The 19,948-nt window shown below is 40.4% G+C and carries 15 protein-coding genes and 1 pseudogene; 5 read left to right on the forward strand and 11 right to left on the reverse strand.

Going from position 1 to position 19,948, the window contains the following annotated elements; translation table 11 throughout:
- The first annotated feature begins 2 nt into the window (after nt 1-2).
- Nucleotides 3-911: a DUF4349 domain-containing protein gene (locus tag FTU83_RS11415; RefSeq protein WP_180106558.1), complete on the forward strand. Its 909-nt coding sequence runs from the start codon at nt 3-5 to the stop codon at nt 909-911.
- 120 nt (nt 912-1,031) lie between these two features.
- Here FTU83_RS11415 and FTU83_RS11420 read toward each other — a convergent pair whose 3' ends face one another.
- From FTU83_RS11420 to FTU83_RS11465, 10 genes are all read right to left on the reverse strand, one after another.
- Nucleotides 1,032-1,925: a LysR substrate-binding domain-containing protein gene (locus FTU83_RS11420; protein WP_078191428.1), complete on the reverse strand. Its 894-nt coding sequence runs from the start codon at nt 1,923-1,925 to the stop codon at nt 1,032-1,034.
- A complete protein-coding gene (locus FTU83_RS11425; protein WP_180106560.1) occupies nt 1,925-3,130 on the reverse strand; it encodes an MFS transporter in 1,206 nt (401 codons plus the stop codon). Before FTU83_RS11425 ends, FTU83_RS11420 begins: the two co-directional genes overlap by 1 nt.
- On the reverse strand, nt 3,127-3,723 hold the full coding sequence (locus FTU83_RS11430) for a TetR/AcrR family transcriptional regulator (RefSeq protein WP_180039723.1): 597 nt from the start codon (nt 3,721-3,723) through the stop codon (nt 3,127-3,129). The genes FTU83_RS11425 and FTU83_RS11430 overlap by 4 nt, the downstream gene beginning before the upstream one ends.
- Before the next feature lie 197 nt (nt 3,724-3,920).
- On the reverse strand, nt 3,921-4,442 hold the full coding sequence (locus tag FTU83_RS11435) for an acyl-CoA thioesterase (protein ID WP_078191431.1): 522 nt from the start codon (nt 4,440-4,442) through the stop codon (nt 3,921-3,923).
- Between the two features lie 281 nt (nt 4,443-4,723).
- Nucleotides 4,724-4,900, reverse strand: coding sequence for a hypothetical protein (locus tag FTU83_RS11440; RefSeq protein WP_171262670.1), 177 nt, complete (start codon nt 4,898-4,900; stop codon nt 4,724-4,726).
- A 386-nt stretch (nt 4,901-5,286) separates the two neighbouring features.
- Nucleotides 5,287-6,279 carry a patatin-like phospholipase family protein gene (locus tag FTU83_RS11445; RefSeq protein ID WP_180106562.1) on the reverse strand — a complete coding sequence of 331 codons (993 nt, stop codon included), beginning with the start codon at nt 6,277-6,279 and terminating at the stop codon, nt 5,287-5,289.
- Nucleotides 6,280-6,521: 242 nt separating this feature from the next.
- Nucleotides 6,522-7,997 (reverse strand): sodium:alanine symporter family protein, encoded by a 1,476-nt coding sequence (locus FTU83_RS11450; protein WP_180025826.1) that lies wholly within the window; start codon nt 7,995-7,997, stop codon nt 6,522-6,524.
- 59 nt (nt 7,998-8,056) lie between these two features.
- Nucleotides 8,057-9,298, reverse strand: a complete 1,242-nt coding sequence (gene gltS, locus FTU83_RS11455; RefSeq protein ID WP_168379287.1) for a sodium/glutamate symporter — start codon at nt 9,296-9,298, stop codon at nt 8,057-8,059.
- 633 nt (nt 9,299-9,931) lie between these two features.
- Nucleotides 9,932-11,212, reverse strand: a complete 1,281-nt coding sequence (locus FTU83_RS11460) for a DcaP family trimeric outer membrane transporter (protein WP_180106564.1) — start codon at nt 11,210-11,212, stop codon at nt 9,932-9,934.
- 645 nt (nt 11,213-11,857) lie between these two features.
- Entirely contained in the window at nt 11,858-13,060 is a 1,203-nt protein-coding gene (locus FTU83_RS11465; RefSeq protein WP_180106566.1) for a multidrug effflux MFS transporter, read from the reverse strand.
- Nucleotides 13,061-13,195: 135 nt separating this feature from the next.
- On the opposite strand from FTU83_RS11465, the gene yccS reads away from it, so the two are divergent.
- From yccS to FTU83_RS11485, 4 genes are all read left to right on the forward strand, one after another.
- On the forward strand, nt 13,196-15,364 hold the full coding sequence (gene yccS / locus FTU83_RS11470; protein WP_180106568.1) for a YccS family putative transporter: 2,169 nt from the start codon (nt 13,196-13,198) through the stop codon (nt 15,362-15,364).
- An 85-nt stretch (nt 15,365-15,449) separates the two neighbouring features.
- A complete protein-coding gene (locus FTU83_RS11475; RefSeq protein WP_078191438.1) occupies nt 15,450-16,010 on the forward strand; it encodes a YcxB family protein in 561 nt (186 codons plus the stop codon).
- A 188-nt stretch (nt 16,011-16,198) separates the two neighbouring features.
- Complete coding sequence (locus FTU83_RS11480; RefSeq protein ID WP_180106570.1) at nt 16,199-18,901, forward strand: sulfite reductase flavoprotein subunit alpha; 2,703 nt, start codon at nt 16,199-16,201, stop codon at nt 18,899-18,901.
- 105 nt (nt 18,902-19,006) lie between these two features.
- On the forward strand, nt 19,007-19,777 hold the full coding sequence (locus FTU83_RS11485; RefSeq protein WP_180106572.1) for a YdcF family protein: 771 nt from the start codon (nt 19,007-19,009) through the stop codon (nt 19,775-19,777).
- Between the two features lie 54 nt (nt 19,778-19,831).
- Here the strand turns inward: FTU83_RS11485 and FTU83_RS11490 are convergent.
- Nucleotides 19,832-19,948 (reverse strand): annotated as a pseudogene (locus FTU83_RS11490) (transposase); the annotation flags it as partial.

Here is a 19,948-nt window from a genome sequence, read left to right on the forward strand (position 1 = left end):
CGATGAAAAATAAATATTTAATTGCCATGTTAACGGTGATTTTAATTTCAGGCTGTTCCAAGAAAACCGAAGAAATGGCAACTGAAGCCAGCGCAGATGCACAACCTGCTCAAGTCAGTACACAGCAAGATCAAGCAGCGGAAAGCACTTCCAATGAGCCGTCTACCACGCCTGCAACAACACAAAAACCTGAAACTATTTTAAATGAGCAGGTCAACCCAGCCGAAGCCTCACGTAAAATGGTACGAGAAGCCAATGTCAGTTTTGAGTCGAAAGATGTCGTTAAAACGGCCTTAGAAATTGAAAAACTGACGCTAAGTTTAGGCGGCTTTATTGAACAGAAAAATATCGACTTTATGGTGCAAGAGAGTCAATCCTACCCGATTGCTGACGGCAAAATTAAAATCTTCGAAAAAGTAAATCCGCAAGCGGAAATGATCATTCGTGTGCCAAGTGAAAAAGCTGCACATTTCGTCAATCAACTGTTACCACTAATGCATTTTTTGAACCGTCAGCAATATTCGGCAAAACGCTATGAGCTAAAACTACTCGAAGAAAAAATGTCACAAACACAGGTCGTGCCCGACCATGTTGCAGCTGCGCAAGTCAATGAAATCTCACGACTGACCCGCTTAGAAGTTCAAGATCGTGTCCGCTATAGCACGATTGTGATTGGATTTACTCAACCTGCCACTGTCCGTAAACATATCGATATTAATCTTGATGCTGTTGCGCAGTTAAATGGCGATAGTTTCTGGCAAAGAGCGTGGTATGGTATTCAAAAAGGTTGGCAATTTGTATTGAGCCTGTTGGTTATTCTCATTACGATTTGGCCACTCTATCTGATTATTATTATCGGTTTGATTGCCTACCGTGTGATGAAACCCTATTTACAAAAATGGTTTAAATGAATGAGCTGAACAAGCTCCATTCTTCATTTAATCTATGATTAAAAATACGATAACTAAAAAAATCCCGAAGCGCTTAATTCGGGATTTTTTCATTTAAATCTTAGGGCAATATTTAAAGGCTTAGAAAAAGCCCATATAGAACTGCTCTTTTAAGACTTTTAAAATCAATTCGATTGCATCATTTTTACGATCTTTTCGATAGCTCGCATACAAACCAATGGTCGGCAAAGGTTCAACCGTACTTTTAACCAATATTTTATCACCGAGCAATGGAATGACATAAGACGGTACCAAACTCCACCCCACGCCCATACCGACCAAATTGACATTTAACAAAATATTGGTCGAATGCTGTACCAAGTTCACATTCAGTTTATTTTGCTTAAAGAAATCCTGAATAATTCGGTATAGCTCAGGTGATGAATGTTCATCGCTAATAATAAAATCCTGATTATTCATGTTTTTAATGCTGATATGCCGCTGTTCTGCCACAGGCGAATTTTTTGGTACAATCAGCGCCAAAGGCTCAGTAAAAATCTGAACAGATTCTATATCAGGGCTTTCTTCGACATAACGGGTAAAGGCAATATCAATCTCCCCTTTACGCACTGCACTGATCTGATCGACATCCATTAAACTATGAAAATGAATTTTCAACTCAGGAAACTGAGCACGGATATTTGGCATGATATAAGGAAAGACCTTCATTTCAGCCACAGGAACAAAGCCGATATTCAGTTGTTCTTTACTGAGCTGCGCAATTTGACGCGCATCTATCATGGCTTTTTCAGCATGCTCTAAACTCAAACGCGCTTCTTTTAAAAAGGCCTGACCTTCTGCAGTCAGCTCAACTTTTCGGTTGGTTCGCATCAATAATTGCACCCCAACTTCCTGTTCTAAGTCTTTAATTTGCTGACTTAAAGAAGGTTGCACTGTACACATCCGCTGCGCAGCCTTAGTAAAATTTAGCTCTTCGGCAACCGCAACAAAATATCGTAGATGTCGTAATTCCATTATTCAGCTCCTAAAGCACTGCGTTTAAATTGGTTTGCCACGAATAGACGATACATCCACAAAGTGAACAGCACCATCACTGCACAAAATAAATAGGTTGCCTGAAATCCAAAGTATGCAATCAGCACACCCATAATGACCGAACCGACAGCAAGGCCAATATCAAACAAGGCAAAAAAGGTGGATATTGCATGTCCCATTCGGGCTTTTTCTACCGTTTGAATCGCGACCGTTTGCAGGCATGGGAACACTGAACCGTAGCCGATGCCCATAAAAACTGCCGATATCCAAAGCAGCCATTGATTCGTGAGAAAACTAACAATCACCAAACCAAGGGCAAAGCAAATAAAGGATGGATAGATGACTGCGCTCGGGCCTTTGCGATCATAAACTTTGCCAACCCAAGGACGGACGATCAACATCGATACGGCAAAGACAATAAAAAAGATAGTGGTATAAGCAAGTAAATGCTTCAGTTCAGCATAAGCGGTGATAAAACTCATCACACTCGAATATGCAAATGCGGTCAGCAATGCCACAAAACTGATGGCAAGTACCCGTGTTTCTATCACATCACGCCATTGGATGGCTGCGGATTGGCTCGCTTGATCACTTGATTTATGCTGTACGTGTTCTTGTATTTGAACCAACCACGTAAAAATATAGCCCACTGCAACCAATAAGGCTAATACTGCAAATAAGGTACTAAAACTGCTGAATTGAATCATACTCAGCGCTAAAAATGGCCCGATCACCACTCCTAAGTTGGTCGACATGACAAAGTAGCCCATGCCTTCGCCCTTTCGATGATCTGGGATGTAATCATTTACGATGGGAACATTGACCGTGGTTAATATACTGAACCAAAAACCATGTAAAAAACGAATGACCAACAACGACCACATGCTGTCAATCCACAAATAACTCAGCGCAAAAACGACAAAGATAAAGCCTGAAATACGTACAGAATTGGCTTTACCAAAACGCTCAATGATCATGCCGGAAAAGGGACGAATCGCAATGGATGACACCAAAAACAGCGTTAAAGCCATACCCGCTTGCTGAATCGAACCACCCAATTCTTTCATAATATAAATGGGCAATATGGTCAGCAGCGCAAAGTAATAGCTAAATAAAAACAAGTTATTACACAGACAAAAAACGAAAGACTTGTTCCATAGCGATGCCTGATGTTGAGTAGTCATGAGATCATTGTCTCGCTGCTACGCGTGGCTTGGGACTGCGTAAAAATCGGGTTTAGCGCCAACTGCACCAGTCGCTTGATATAGTCTTCATCTGGCTGGGTATTAAAGAAAATAATCTGATAATGAATCGGGCCGTACAACATGTCCAACATGAGTTCGAAAGGATAATCCGCGCGAATTTCGCCTCGTTGAATGGCCAATTGGATCAGCTCACGTGTTGCTTCTCGTCGAGGTAACAAATACTGTTTAAAAAACTCACCCGCTGCTTCACGATGCTCCGCCAATACAACCAGCAATGCTCGACCCACGTACTGATTTAAAGCCCGTGATAGTTTGAGCAATTGTTGATTTAGATTGAACTCTAAACTTTGTGATAAATCGAGTTCAAACACCGACGCGGTGTGCGCTTTAAAAGCATCGAAAACCAGATCGGACTTATGCTTCCACCAACGGTAAATCGTCGATTTTCCCACGCCTGCACGAGCCGCAATATCTTCAATGGTCATGCTTCGATAATCACTTTCCGCTAAAGCATCTGTGACTGCCTGTAAGATACATTGCTTACGCCGAGAAGTTTTTTCAGTTTCACTCATAATTTAAAAAACGAAACGCTACGTATCGTTTTATATTAAACAGTATTGGACTGAATGACTATCATTAACTGAGCTGTGAAGAATAAACTTTAGTCGCATACTCGGAATTCAAATCCCAACTGCACTCTCCAGACGAATTTCAGAATAAAAAAAAGATCGCCAAAGCGATCTTTTCAAATATTCAGCCACCAAAGCGATTAGCTTTGTGTCGACTTTTTATAAATACTGCAAGAAGGATGATGATTTTCCTGTAAACGTGCCACTTTACGATGTTCCGCAGCTTCGAAACGACAACGTTTCCAGTCATTATCTAGATTCAATGCCGGAATTTGTTTTGGTTTACCTTGATCATCAACAGCAACCATTGTGAAATAGCAACTATTGGTATGACGCACTGTACGTTTTTGAATGTTCTGCGCTTCAACACGAATACCAATTTCCATAGAAGTACGACCTACATGGTTCACACTTGCAAGGAAAGTCACTAACTCACCCACGTGAATTGGTTCTTTAAAATTTACTTTATCAACTGATAGTGTCACCACGTAGCTACCAGAATAGCGACTTGCACAAGCATACGCGACTTGGTCTAACAATTTTAGAATCGTTCCACCATGCACATTACCCGAAAAATTCGCCATGTCAGGAGTCATTAAAACTGACATCGATAATTCTGACTGGTCGTCTAGTGCATTCGCAATTTGATCTAATGGGGACATCTTGTTTCTCTAGACTCGTGATATAACAATGATTAATGTGATTATTATATAGATTTTAATCAAGATTAAATGTTCAAATCGGCAAAAAAACCATCATTATTATTTATAGTGATCATACCATCATTCAGTAAAATATATATCGATAACGATATACACCCGATAAACAAGTATTTATCGCGCTATCTATCAATTTTTTAATCCAAGCTATGCTGTGTTTTATATTTAAAACATATTCATTAAAACGCGTTGCTCCATCGATTCAACATAGCACGGCATTAAACTTAATCTTCTAAGACTTTTAACATCTCGAAAGATACGTTGTCATAGCTGGTTTTTTGTCCACCATCATTGGTACTTTCTAGCGTGTAAGAATTATCTACATGCACATGAGTGACAATAAACACGCTCTCTTCCATCATCGCAAGCTTTACTTTTTGTCCTACATCAAGCGTTTTCATCTACAGCCACCTTTAAAATATTTATTGGTTTTAAGTATTAATAACCTGATGATATTCTAAACACTTCAACAGTATTGGTAAACGTAAACACATGAATAAAAACGCTAATATAGGTATATACTCTTAAAATCTACGTAAAACCAATTAATATGATTTTCTTAATTAATTTCAAATAATTAACTGTATATTTTCTTATTATTACGATTTTTATATTTGGCAAATCTTTTGATTAAGACCTAAAACCAATCAACATCCAATATATTAATGATTACTAGATACTATTGAGCATGGGAAGAGCTGAGAGCAAAAATTAAAATGCTTAGCTGAAATAAAAATGCACCCTGCTAGGTGAACAGGATGCATGTCAATTTACGGATCGTACCAACCTAGTCTTTGGCTGCTAAATAAGGAATATGATGTCCCTTGCTATATTGATGTTCAGCATAAACCCGAGAAATCTCTCCAAGTTTTTCTAAGGTTGCCTCTTCACCTGCAAGCATCGTCGCTTCACGCCCTTTCACATCAAATATATGTGCTTTTTCACGTAAATCAGGTTGAATCACAATGTCTGCTCGCTTGAGTTCTTCTTGAGCTAAACGATTTTGCATAATATTGATATTTTGGTTAAACAAGCCCCAAACATTAGACGTTTCGGTATGAATAGGTCGTGCCAAAATATCTACTGCAATAATAATATCTGCCCCTAAATCGCGTGCAACATCCACAGGAACAGGGCTGACCAATCCGCCATCAACATATTCTGTGTCTTCAATAATCGTGGGAATGAACATACTTGGAATCGACACCGAAGCACGAACAGCCTGCCCCGTATTGCCATAGTTGAACACGACTTTTTTGCCATCCTTTAACTCGGTTGCCACCACATACATTGGGGTTTTTAGCAACTCTAAAGGCACGTCATCAACTTGCTCATTGATATAATCTTCAACTTTTTTACCGTCAAAAAAGCCTTTTTTGTCCAAACGTATTTCTCGAACATCATTGGCTTTCATATTTAAGGCGATATCTCTTAACTCATTGGCACTTTTACCTGAAGCATAGATTGAACCCACAATGCTACCCGCACTGGTTCCGACAATGAAATCAGGGTGTATTCCCTGCTGTTCAAGTATCTGAATGGCGCCAATGTGCGCATAACCACGTGCCCCACCACTCCCTAAAACCAAAGCAACAATCGGACGCTTTTCCTGCTTTTTCACTTTTTTAAAGTCAATGCGGTTATTCGCCACCTGTGCAGGTGCTGCTGTATAAGTCCGAATTTGTGAGGTTGTTTCAGCGCTGATCGTTTTTGAGCCCACACTTTGACAACCCACAAGGCTGATTGCTAATGCAGTCATCAAAACAGTTATGCTTTTCATTGAGAGATATTCCAAATGCAACTCGAGATTTGAAGAGAAAAAGTAGTCTAATCAGTCCGCATTCACGTCACTGTTATTATTCGTTAATGCCTCTGACCGATGCACATTATATTGACATACAACCTAGAAAGTCATTGGCTGTCAAAATTTCAATGTCTAGCAGAATTTCCACATCAGGATTTAAGCTCTTATCTAGCAAAAAAAGCCCCGACAACGGAGCTTTTTAAAGTTAATTTTTGACTTTACCAAATATCGGAATTAACACGATCCTTATATTTTGGATGTTCATCCATCTTAAACACTGGCTCTTTTACACCACGTTTTAACTGTGAGGTGTAGTCTTTCATCAACATCAATAAGAATGGAGTCAGCAATAAAATTGCAAAGAGGTTAATACTCGCCATCACGCCCATGAAGAGATCCGCTAAGTTCCAAATCAGAGGCACACTCATGATTGAACCAAAGTACACCATCATGAGGACGAATACGCGGAATACAAACATGACCTTAGGATTGTTATTGATAAACTGCACATTACCTTCAGCATAAGCATAGTTACCGATTACTGAAGAATAAGCGAATAAGAACAAGATAATAGCAAGGAAGTCATCTCCCCATGCGCCAATCTGGCTTTCAAGCGCCATTTGCGTCAAAGCAACGCCTTCAAAGCCTGCATTTTCATACAAACCGGACGCCAAAATAATGATGGCCGTACAGGTACACACCACAAATGTGTCGACAAATACACCGAGCATTTGAACTAAGCCTTGATTGACTGGGTGTTTAACGTCTGATGCTGCCGCAGCATTGGGTGCAGAACCCATACCGGCTTCATTGGAGAATAAACCACGTTTAATCCCTTGCATCATTGCCATAGAAACCATAGCACCGAAAAAACCACCTGCTGCTGCATCAAATTCAAAGGCTTTACTGAAAATTAACTGGAAAATATCTGGGAGAATCGCAAAGTTAGCAAATGCAACATAGAAAGCAACTGCGAGATAAAGCAAAGCCATAAAGGGCACAAATCTTTCTGCAACTTTGGCGATCCGTTTAATCCCGCCAAAAATAATCAGCGCAGTTATGAGCACCAAGAATAAGCCCACCCAAGAGATTTCAAAACCGAAACCACCTAAGTCTAAAATGATGTTGGCTTTATCCCAGCCCCACGCATGTGAGGTCGCACCTGTAATCGCATTGGCTTGCACCGCATTAAAGACAAAACCATAGGTTGAAATCAGCGCGATGGCAAAAACCACACCCAACCACTTTTGCTTTAAACCTTGTGTAATGTAATACGCTGGTCCACCACGGAATTGCTGATTTTGCGTATCACGCACTTTAAAGAGCTGTGCAAGTGAAGATTCCACAAATGCTGAACTCATGCCTAAAAATGCGGTAAACCACATCCAAAACACTGCACCTGGCCCACCAATTGCAATCGCAATTGCAACACCTGCGACATTACCTACGCCGACACGACTTGCCAGTCCCGTCACAAAGGCTTGGAATGGTGTAATCCCATGCTCATCATCGCCTTCTTTACGGCTAGATTTCATCACTTTAATACTATGAAAAAATAGACGAATCTGAACTGCGCCAGTGATTAAGGTATAGAAAATACCAACCGCCACTAAGAATACGACTAAGAAATCCCAAAGCGGATCATTAAAAACTTTGACCCAGCCCATGAGAGTTGCATTTAATTGTTCATCCATAATCAATACCTAAAATGCGAATACAAAAACAAAGGCTCTAAATTAGAGCCTTTGTAGAATTAAGCGAAAAATTTGAGAATTAATTGAATAACCGTCGCATTAATTAAATCAACAAAGAATGCGCCACATAGCGGCACAATTAAGAATGCCTTATGTGAAGGGCCATACATATTTGTAATCGCTTGCATATTTGCCACAGCCGTCGGGGTTGCACCCATACCAAAACCACAGTGACCTGCTGATAAAACAGCAGCATCGTAGTTTTTACCCATGACACGGAAAGTCACAAAAGCAGCATACAAAGCCATCGTCAGCGTTTGTGCACCCAAAATGACTACAAGTGGGCCAGCGAGATCAGACAATTGCCATAACTTTAATGACAACAATGCCATCGCCAAATACAAAGATAGAGATGCATTACCAAATACATCGATAGCGCGGTCGAAAATTTGTACACGGAAAATACCTTCCAGTACATTTCGTAAAATTACACCACCAGCCAGTGCCCAAACAAATGTCGGTAATTCAAATACAGTACCTTTACTAAAATCGGTCATGAAGTCCGCAAATGCTAAACACCCTGCAAATAAACCTAATGTGGTAATCGCATTATCTGCTGTAATGAGACGAACTCGATGCGGATATTCAAACGGCACATATTCTGTTGAATTAATATCTGCTAAAGGAGTGTTATCACTTTTTTCAATTTGTTCATGAGTACGTGGCGTTGCAAGTTGATAGCGGTTAATTAATAGCTTAGCCAGTGGACCACCGATAATGCCGCCAATAATCAAACCAAATGTCGCACTTGCCATACCTAAGGCTAATGCACCTTGAATGCCATGTTGAACTTCTAAAATTTCACCCCATGCGCCTGCAGTACCATGACCACCAGTAAGGGTAATAGAACCTGCAATCAAGCCAATCAGAGGGTCAATACCTAGCACCGTCGCAAGACTGATACCTACGAGGTTCTGCACCATGATGAATGAAGCAACAGCGACGATAAAGATGACCAAGCCGATTCCGCCCTCTTTTAATTTGGCAAAGTTTGCACTTAAGCCAATAGAAGCGAAGAAAATCAGCATGAAACTCGTTTGTAATTCACTACTCGTTGTAATGCTATAGCCCCAAAGACTGTGTACCACCAAAGAAATAATCGCGGCAACTAAACCACCGGCAACAGGCTCTGGAATGTTGTATCGACCTAAAAATCCAATACGATTAACAAGAAATCGTCCCAACAAAAGCACAATTACCGCTGCGATTAAGGTATAAAACGCGTTAAAACTAAATTCCATATAATTTGTCCAAAATTATTTGAATATTTTTAAAGCTCTTCTATCAGCATTAGCTGCCTTTATGGTCTGAAATACAACTACATTTTGTAATTTCAAATCAATAATGCAATTAAACGACTCAAGCTAAAGAGTTTGAAAAATATTCATCATCTGATTCAAATAAGTAAGTCTGAGCTTTAAAAATCAACTCAAAATGACTAACAAATCGCTAAAAGTTTTAAATTGAGAAACAGCCTCAAATGAAGCAAATTTAATGACAGAACATTGTGTATGTCTGTACTGTTTCGCACTATTTCTGAAAAGTCGCACATTATGCAGCCTGAATAATAAAATTTCAGTACTTTTTATTACAAAAAGTTAATTTTTCTATAATTTAAAGTTATATCTAATTGTTTTTATTTAAATGCATTCGTATTTTTTATCTATATAAAATATTAAAGATTTGAACATGATGCTCATGTAGGACGTGGTTCAACGACTGCTTTAACCAGTACAACATCATGACACAGGCGATTTAGTGAATCCATCTGCTTAGTGCTCTGGGTTCATTTACATTGATATATCCCCTTTTTTAAACAAAAAAGCCTGAACTGAGTCAGGCTTTTTTGATCGATTCTGATCGATGATTTGAGCTTAGAAGCTATATTTTGCCATTAAACCAACTCGGTCATCGTTATAAGATTCACCCGCAAAGTTTTTGCGTTTACCGTTTACATATTCCAAGCCAAGTTCAACTGGTTTTACAGGTGCGTAAATAAAGTTAATCCAAGCTTGCTGTGCTTCTTCGTTCGCATTTACATTAGATATATGTTTCGCATACGCGCTGCCATCATCAGCAAATAGTGCACCATAAGCTAAAGTTGAACGTAGTTTTTCATTAAACTTATAAGTTGCACCCACTTGTACAGCAGTGAATTTGTTTTGCTCGATGTTTCCATCTACAACAGAGTAAGCCGAGTTAGAACCATATAAATAGTTGCTGTTGCCTTCCGTATACGAGACATCACCATTCAATTTCAATTGATCAGTCACTGCATAAGATGCACCCGCTGCTACACCCCAAGCTGTTTCTGTATTATCCGCAGCTTTAGATTTGTAGTTTTCAACCAATGCACGAGCTGAAGCTGTGCCTTTACCTGCTGCAAAAACTTGAGTCACTTTGGCAGTTAAGTTTGGAAGGCGATATGTCGGATCTGCAGCAACAGTCCCTTTACTATCCCCTTCTTCCGCAGAAACAAATAATTGAGTATCTGGAGCTAATTTGTAGTTATAACGAACTTGAGGAATACGTGTAGTACCACCACCCAAGTTTGTATTGAAATCAATCATTTCTGGTGCATGGCTAGACAAAAAGTTAGATGTCGTTTGACCAAATAACCAGTTGTTAAAGGTTAAGTAACCGTGACGTAAGCGAAGTCCATCATTTGAACCACTTGCATCTGCAAAGTCGACTTCAATTTTACCGCCCACTTTATTATCACCACCGACAGGTGCTGTAAAATCTAAACCAAAACGTGTGGTTTTTGCAGTTGCGCGAAGTTTATCTCGTGCTTCTTCTTTAGAGGTATGTACGTTGTTGAAGTCGTTATCCGCACCTTCGATGATGTAGTTCGCATCACCACGAACAAAACCATAAAGACTTACATCTGCACCAGTTTTAGATTTCAAGCTTGCAGCTGGAGTAGCTGGTGGCGGTGGTGGTGCAACAGGACGCGCTTTAACTTGCTGAATCTCTGTTTGTTGCTGTTGTTGAACTTGCTGCTGCGCTTTAATCAAACTTTTCAGTTCTGCAACTTCTGCACGTAATTGTTCAATTTCAGAAGTATTGCTGCCTGCATGAGCCATTGAGACCGTTGCCAAACTCATGGCAACAACAAGGGTTTTCATTGGGTGGAATACAGTTTGAGTTTTCATCCTAAGCTCTCTATTGTCCTGTCATTGTTGTATGCCCTAACTCTGGGCGCTTTGTTATTCGCCTATTTGAGCGGACAAATTTCAAGCTGCATATCCGTGCTTTAGTCGCATTAAAGCCCCAACTTGTTGCCCCCAATAACGAAATACTTGAAAGCAAAAAGCAAAAACGCTGAATCCATCACTGAAAATAGACTGAAATATTTAGTTAAAATTCAGACTTAGCCGATTCAGATGGCAAAAAAGTTCAACACCCATACCTCAAAAGTAAAAACTCATACCTTAAGGGTATGTAATAAAAACTACAAAATCCGACATATTGCCGATAGAGACATTCGATATGTAATGATCCAGCATAAAGCACTGTGTTTAATGCAAATAATACTTATTTATCAGTTGCTCTATTTCATAAAGGTGGGACAACAGCGATCTACAGTTTCTCTTTTTATTTTCAAATGCATGATTACTTAGATATATGTTTCGAGTAAACAGCAATAGAATTCATAATGGGAAAATAGCGCCCTCATTGAAAGTTATGGATGATGAACATTTATAATGAGTGACGCGGATATTTGATCAATAAGACACGTACGTTGATGACCGACGTTTAAGTCAAACTAGCTATAAACGTCATCACCTGCATTCAGTTCAACCCATGGCTGAAGCTTTTAAACTACACATAGTAATCATTGCAACAACTACAAATAGCAACATAATCAGGGCCATATTGATCAGCGCTGACCATACTAAAAAGTTCAAAAACACTCCGGCCAATAGACCACAGGCAAATTGCATACTTCCCATGATTGCACTGGCTGTGCCAGCTCGTGAGCCTTGTTCAGACATCGCCAATGCCATGGCATTTGGCCCAGTGAAGCCGATTGAAGCAACACATAAGAACATGCCCAACATTACAACAATGATAGATGAAAGATAAAATAATCCTGCCGCCAATAAGATCAGCACACCACACAATTGGAGTGCATTACCCAATTGCAAACGATGGCGAACATCCAGTCGATTTGCAAGTTTCTTATTGAGGGTTGAAAACACCATAATCCCTAAAGCATTCGCCCCAAATACATAAGCAAATTGCTGTTGGCTCAGACCATAACCATCCATTAAAATGGCAGATGAGCCACTGATATAACAAAATAAAATTGCGCCAGAAAAACAGCCTGTGAGCATCGGTTTACGGAAAGTTTCGTCCTGTAAAATCGCACCATATAAACCTAAGACTTGTTTCAAACTTAATTTTAAGCGTCGCTCAACAGGCAGGGTTTCTTGAAAGAAAAAATGTACGCAGAAAAGACAAAAAATACCGACAAGTACCAATACCGCAAATATGTATTGCCATTCAAACACCTGCAATACCCATGCGCCTAAAGTAGGTGCAATGATCGGTGCAATTGTTGTCACGATCATCATACTGGCAAAGGCTTGAGCAGAAGCTTGCATACTTAAGCGATCACGAATTGCCGCACGGGCAATCACCACACCGACACAACCACCCAAGGCTTGCAGAACGCGAGCTGCGATCAAGCTCCATTCACTATTGGCAAAGACACACAGAAAACTGGCACAAATATATAAAACCAAACCGAAATATAGCGGTGTTTTACGCCCAATACGGTCGCTGACTGGCCCATAAATTAACTGCCCAATCGCCAAACCCAAGAAATACGCAGGAAGACTATTGGCCACTTGTTGGGTTGTGACACCAAAATCATCGGCCATTTGAGGTAAAGCAGGCAAATACATATCGATTGAAAGTGGCCCCAAAGCAGTCAGCAACGCCAATAAGACGATCCAGCGTTGAGAAAATTCCTTTTGTGATTCGACGCTTTTCATAAGAATAATTCATTTATCGCAAGCAAGTTTTGCAGACAAGTTTACACTGCACATAGTATTATTTCTTGGCTTCAATGTGAAAATTCACACGATACACATTGCTTACTGCCCCATCGCTTTAGCAAAGGAAAAATTTTGAACGCCTGGCTCGCACGACTGAAACAAGCAACCTATAACACGACCTTTATGTATAACTTGCGCATGGTCATTGCCTTCGCAGGAACAGCCTTTGTCCCATATTTTTTAGATCAGCAATTGATGACCATTCCCCTCACCTTGGGTGTGGTTGCCGCTGGTCTAAGTGATATCGATGACCGCTTTTCAGTCCGCGTGCTCAATCAAATTTATACTTATATTGGGTTCTTTGTTACTGCGGTATCCATTTATCTGTTGTTCCCGCATCCGATCTTATTTGCATTGGGCCTGATTGTGTCTTGTATCGGTTGGATTCTTTTGGGTTCATTGGGTCGTCGCTACGCCACCATTTCTTATGGCTGTTTGGTGATCTCCGTGTATTCCATGCTTGGGGTTGAACTTTTTGAAAATTGGTATACACAAGCAGGTTTATTGGTCATCGGTGCGATGTGGTACGGACTGCTTTCGACTTTGAGCTTTCTGCTGTTTCCTGTGCGTCAAGTTCAGGACAAATTGGCGCAAAGCTATTCGTCTCTAGGTGACTTCTTATTTGCAAAATCTAACTTGTTTGATGTCGATATGACACCGGAAAGTTACCAGCAAAGTTTGATTGAGCTGTCGCTCGAAAATGGCAAATTAATTGGCATTTTCAACGATATGAAAACGGCCTTATTAACGCGTTTAAAAGGCGACCGTGGACAAAAAGATACACGTCGTAGCCTACAATATTATTTTGTCGCGCAAGACATTCATGAACGTGCCGATTCCGCGCATATTGATTATCAAAAATTGACCCGTATTTTTGAACATAGTGATATTTTATTTCGCTTTCAACGTGTGCTTTCGATTCAAGGCAAAGCCTGTAAAGATTTAAGTATCAGCATCTTACAGCGAAAACCCTATCATCATAATCAACGTTTTAAGCATGCATTTCATAATCTAAAACTGTCACTCGAAAAGCTGCGTGAAGAGCAAAAATACGATGAGGTCTGGATCAACTCTTTATTTGCTTTATACCAAAACCTAAAAGGCATCGATGCGCAATTACGTAATGTCGAAACCGAGCGTTATATTGACCGACAAGCCCTGATTGAAAATCGTTTAAAAGATGATGATTTAAAAGGTTGGGACGACATCGTCATTCGATTCAAACAACATTTGAGCCCTGAATCGGTGCTGTTCCGTCATGCTGTGCGTTTATCGACCGTGTTATTTATTGGTTATATTTTTGTCCAAGTGACCAATATCAGTTATGGCTATTGGATTTTATTGACTGCCCTGTTTGTCAGCCAGCCGAACTTTAACGCCACCAAGCGCCGCCTCTATTTACGTATCATTGGCACATTGGTCGGGATTATTTTAGGTTATTCAATTTTATATTTTGTCCCTTCTGTCGAAGGTCAGTTATTACTGCTCATTTTAAGTGGCGTGCTGTTTTTTGAATTACGCAGTAAGCAATATGCACAAGCCACTGCGTTTATTACGATTTTGGCGCTGATCAACTTTAACTTAGATGGCATGGGTTTTGCCGCAGCTATGCCGCGTATGATTGATACACTGATTGGTTGTGCCTTGGCATGGTTTGGTGTGAGTTTCATTTTCCCAGATTGGAAATTCCGTCGCCTGCCTCGAACCATCAGCCGTTCGATTCAAGCGCAGTGTGATTATTTGGCCGAAGTGGTTGAACAATACAAATCTGGTCGTAATAACGGGTTGAATTATCGTGTGGTCCGTCGTGCAGCCCATAATACCGATGCAGAAGTGGCTTCACTGATTTCCACTTTAGCCACCGAACCCGATACCGATCCGACTCAAAAAGCTTTGGCCTTTGAGTTTTTGTGTCTCAATCATACCTTTATTAGTTATATCGCAGCCTTAGGTGCGCATCGTGAAAAAATTCAAGATCAACAGGTCTTAAATTTACTGGATAAAGCCACGGATGACATTCAAGGTGCATTACTGCGAGACGAAGTACCGGACTTAACGGCGCAAAATATGTTGCAAGAAATCCGTCAGCGTTTGTCACAAAACAGTGAGGAAGATCAAAAATCCTTGATCGTGCTACAGCAGCTTTCTTTGATGTTTAACGTGTTGAACCAATTTAGCCAATTGAAACAAAATCTAAGTCATGAGCATGATCAGGCATCGACTGAACTGGCTTCGCTATAATTTGGATGATTTTGGAACAATATACTCACTGAATTGGTATAAATAATGCTAAACTTTTTACAGTTTTAAATCTGTTACTTTCACTATGACCGCAAAAAATTTATATGCCTACACGCTAGAGCCAGTGGCTTATGAAATTTCTGAAGAAGAACAACGTTATGCTCAACTTGTTCTGTCTCGCAGTAACTTCAAAATTGGCAAAAAAGCATGGCTAATTATGGGTGCAATTCTTGCACTGGCACTCTTGGGCCTCATCTTTATTAAGAACTATTCAACAGTATTTTGCTGGGTAGCTATTGTCTGTGTTGTGATTTACTTCCTTGTGCGTAAATTCGGTATCGAATGGTATGCGAAACGCAAACTGAATGAAGTCCCTGTACAAGAAATTAAAGGCATTCGTATGGGTGTTCAGCCGCATGGGATCTCTATGCAGCAACGTATGGGCGCAAACATGGGGACGATGACTGTCGGTTGGAAAGACATTCATGAATGGTATGACACTAAAGACTTCATCCTTTTAAACTTTAAAGTGAAGGGTCAAGACGGTGCATACATCTTGCCTAAACGTATGGATAGCAAGAAGTTTCCATTTTCGACCATTCGTAAACACTTAAATGAAACTGTAGGCCCTGCTAAAGCTATTTAAGCCAAACAGACATTTATGTATAAAAAACCTCCGCTTTTTGGAGGTTTTTTTATCAGTTTAATTTTCGAATAATCATTGATAATTACAATAATGAGAATGAATATTACTTACTTTTTCCACATTCTCTACTACATCATCGTTTATAATTCGTCGCAATTCAGCAACCTTTTATCAATATTAAATCCATCATGTTTAAGAAAACCCTTTTCCAGATTCACTGGTTCTTGGGGATTAGTGCCGGCTTAATACTCTCGCTCATGGGGGTTACAGGTGCCATTTATTCCTATGAACAGCAAATACTTAAATCAATCAATCAAGACAGTTATGTGGTTCAGGCTCAACAACAGCCTAAACTAACCCCTGCTGAGCTTTATCAGCACTTTAGTCAGTCTGATCCTGACATGAAAATTAACAGCATCTCTATTACCTCAGATGCTACCGCCTCAAGTACCGTGAATATTGTCAAAGAAGGTGCTCGTCGTGGCTATAACATGATGGTCAACCCCTATACAGCCGAAGTTTTACCTGAAATTAAAGGTCAAAAATTCTTCCAGTTTGTACAGCAACTACACCGTAATTTAACTGTTGGCCCTGTTGGTAAACAAATTACCGGCGCATGTACACTGATGCTGATTTATTTTGTATTGAGTGGTTTATATCTGCGTTGGCCAAAGAGACATTCTGTTAAACAATGGCTTGCAGTTAAACCAAAGCTCAAAGGTCGTAATTTCCTGTGGGATCTACATGCTGTCGTCGGCACATGGGTGATTATTTTCTATCTCATTTTGGCATGTACAGGTTTGTATTGGTCTTATGACTGGTGGCGTAATGGCATGTTTAAAGTCATGGGCGTTGAACGTCCACAGCCCCAGTTACAAGAACGTCCAAAACCGAATGGACAACCTGCTGAACAGGCGGGTGCAAAGCAAGGTGGTGAAAAACAAGCCACTGAGGCAGAACAAACTCATGGTGAACACCAAGCACGTTCTGAAAGAAACCCTGCAACGTCGAGTCCCTCTGAACACGGCGCTCAAGAAAATAAACATGGTGCTGAAGGTCGCGGAGAAAAACGTGGTCTAAAACCAGAACAAGTGAATATTGCCCTTACGCAAAGTTGGAATGGCTTTAATCAAAATATTGGTCGTGAATACTCAAGTGTCACTTTTAATATTCCGAAAAAAGCCAATGGTGAATTAGAAATTAACTTTGTGGATGCCGTCCCTCAACATGAACGTGCGCGCAACAAAGCGACTTATAACTACAAAACGGATGCTCTTACCGATATCGAGTTATACGAAGATAAAAAGCTAAATGAAAAAATCATGACCAGCATGTTGCCTGTACATCGCGGTAGTTTCTTCGGACCGATTTATCAGTTCTTTGTGGTTATTGCATCCCTCATGATGCCGCTGTTCTTTGTCACAGGATGGATGCTCTATCTCAAACGTCGTAAACAGAAAAAACTGACACAGCAAACCCGTCAAAGCTTAGCACCAGTTACCATCGACCCAAATGCACAGCCTTGGTTAATTTGCTATGCATCACAAACAGGTCAGTCTGAACAATTGGCATGGCGTACAGCAACAAGCTTACAAGAGGCTCGTCAGCCTGTCACAGTGAAAGCTGTTCAGCAACTTTCAGCAGATGACTTAACGCAAGCCGCTCAGGTTTTATTTGTTGCAAGTACCTATGGCACTGGCGAAGCACCTGACCTTGCTTCAAGCTTTGAACATAAACTGATGACACAAGGCCTCGATTTGAGTCATGTTCAGTTTGCCGTATTAGCTTTAGGTTCTAAAGAATATCCTGATACTTTCTGTAGCTTTGGTCATGCGATTCATCGTTGGATGCAGAGTAATGCTGCGAAGCCCCTGTTTAACACGATTGAAGTCAATAATGGCGACACCCAAGCCATTCAAGCATGGAATAGCGCTTTAGCCAAAGCGACTAAACTTGAACTTCAGCACATGCAAATTGAAAAAACTTTTGATGCATGGACATTGACCAAACGTGATTTACTCAACCCGAACAGTTTAGGTGCACCTGCATTTAATATTGAGTTAAAACCGCAACATGAAGCCAATTGGCAAGCGGGTGATATTGCAGAGATTCAACCAGGTAATAGTGCTGAACGTATTGCAAACTTCATGCAAAAGTACCAAATTCAAAGTCAGCAAGTGGTTGATTCTACTCAGCAACGCATTGAAGATGCATTATGGGATCGTAACCTAAATACGGATGTTGAACCATTTGCCAATCTTGATCATTTGCTCGAACAGCTTCCACCGCTTCCAACTCGTGAATACTCGATTGCCAGTATTCCAAGTCAGCAAGTATTACGCTTAGTGGTACGTCAGCAGTCCAATGCGGATGGTGAGCTTGGTTTAGGCTCTGGTTGGTTAACACAACATGCTGCGATCAATAGCACACTACAAATGCGTATTCGTACCAATGAATCATTCCATTTGATTGCAGATAATCGTCCTGTGATATGTATTGGTAACGGTACCGGTATTGCTGGTTTACTCAGCCTGTTACATGCACGAGTTCGTCAAGACTATACGCAAAACTGGCTGATTTTTGGTGAGCGTCAACGCGCACATGATTTCTTCTATCAAGACATCATTGAAGCATGGCAAAACACAGGCTTAGTTCAACGCATAGACCTCACCTTCTCTCGTGATCAAGCGGAGAAACGCTATGTGCATCATGAGCTACGTGACCATGCGACCTTATTAAAATCATGGGTAGAACAAGGTGCCGTGATCTACGTTTGCGGTAGTATCAACGGTATGGCAACGGACGTTGACCACGCACTGATTGATATACTAGGTGAAGATGTCGTGGCTGAACTGCGTCAAGCTGGGCGTTACCGTCGTGATGTTTACTAATAAGATGTTTACTCATAAATAGTCCCAACTAAAAACCAGACCTCGTGTCTGGTTTTTTTTCACGCTATACTTAGGCCAAATACGAATACTGCTTTAATTTTTTGCATGAAAAGAATACTACTGCTTTGTGTAGGCTTGCTGCTCTGCGTAGATGCCATTTGGTTACTTACATTAGATAAAATTCATTTAGGCATCCTTTTACCCTTAGTCATTGGGTGTATTTTTATTTTATCCGGACTATTTTCAACCCAAATCCACAATATTTTAGATCAATACCCTAAACTCAAAAGGCTCTGGTGTGCGGCATGGTGGTTGTTTTGGCTTTGGCTATTGAGCCTTTTACTGTTTTTTGCGTATTTACACTTCAATAGCCAGCAATCCAAGCCATTTACTTCCGTCCAAGCCATCATCGTTTTGGGTAGCGGTATTGAAAATGGTCAACCCTCTCCGACCTTAAAGGCGCGTCTCGATGCCGCAGCACCGTATGCCTTGAAACAGCCCAATACTATTATGATCATGACGGGTGGTTTAGGCTTTAATGAAAAAATGACCGAATCTTCTGTCATGAAGCGCTATTTACTTCAACACTATGACATTTCAGCCGCACGCATATATGAAGAAAGCAGAAGTACCAGCACAGAACTCAATCTGATCAACAGTAAAATAATTTTAAAACGACATCAGATTTCTCTTGATGCCCCCATTGCAATTGCCAGTAGTGACTTTCACCTTCCACGTGCAAAAGCAATTGCACGAAAGTTAGGCTATACACAGGTGTATACCATTGCAGCGCCTACACCGCTGTACATCCGCTACAACTCTTGGCTACGTGAATATTTTGCTTTTTTGAGCGGTTTTGTACTTAACGAATATTAAAAAAAGCCCTTGTTTGATCAGTAAACAAGGGCTTTTTTATGCTGTAAGTTGTCATTAAAAAGTAAACATGTATTCTTTTCCGAATTGGTTTGATACTTTCTCCACCCATTGCTCTATTTTATCAGCTGTCATGACTTGAAAATCTCGCCAATAATATTTCATCTGCTTCCA

Origin of the sequence: Acinetobacter sp. YH12152, from assembly GCF_013418285.1 — a bacterium.
GTDB classification, from domain to species: domain Bacteria; phylum Pseudomonadota; class Gammaproteobacteria; order Pseudomonadales; family Moraxellaceae; genus Acinetobacter; species Acinetobacter amyesii.